This is a genomic window from Neisseria sp. P0021.S007, from assembly GCF_051956855.1.
This window is the reverse complement of sequence record NZ_JBQCXA010000660.1, coordinates 1-640: the sequence shown is the minus strand read 5'-3', so window position 1 is coordinate 640 and position 640 is coordinate 1. Positions and strand designations below refer to the sequence as shown.

Annotated in this window: 1 protein-coding gene; it reads right to left on the bottom strand. The window is 52.8% G+C overall.

What is annotated here, in order from left to right; all coding sequences use genetic code 11:
* Window positions 1-52 precede the first annotated feature (52 nt).
* Window positions 53-517 (bottom strand): cyclic pyranopterin monophosphate synthase MoaC, encoded by a 465-nt coding sequence (locus tag ACTHUR_RS15235; protein ID WP_070625157.1) that lies wholly within the window; start codon window positions 515-517, stop codon window positions 53-55.
* Between the last annotated feature and the right edge of the window lie 123 nt (window positions 518-640).

The following is a 640-nucleotide window of genomic DNA, read 5'->3' as shown; positions in this document are numbered from 1 at the left end:
CATCATAACAATAAGGCCGTCTGAAACCCAACGTTCAGACGGCCTGAGTGGTTTAGAAATTAATATTTTCGTAGGCGTTGTCAAACAGGAAAGGACGGCCTTCGCTGCTGGTTTCGGATTCAAGGCGGATGCCGCTGAGCATCATATTGCGGTCAACGTCTTTCATCATGTCGTAAACGCTCAAGAGCGCCAAATTGAGGCCGGTCAGGGCTTCGGTGGCAATGCTGCCGTTGCTGTGCGCTTGGACGGTCAATGTGGCTTTCAGGCAGGCCAGCTCGACGTTAATATCGAAATCAACCTGCACGCCGATGATGCGGCCGGGCAGGTGCAGCGGAATCAGGTTGCCGCTTTGTTTGATGTTTTGAATGGCGGCAACGCGGGCGATGGTCAGGATACTTGCCTTTTCGGTGGCATTCTCTATCAACACCCGTATCGCCTGCTGGCTCATGTTAACGGTGCCGACGGCGACGGCGGTGTGTTGTTCAGGAAAGTCGGGCTGGTTGGGAAATTCAATCATGGTTTTCTCGCCTCTGTTTTGACAGCCAATATTTTACGGCATTTTACAGACACCGGCCACGCGGCGGATACGGACGGCTGTTTTCCGGTTTGAAATGTATCGGACGGCAGCATTGGCAGTTTA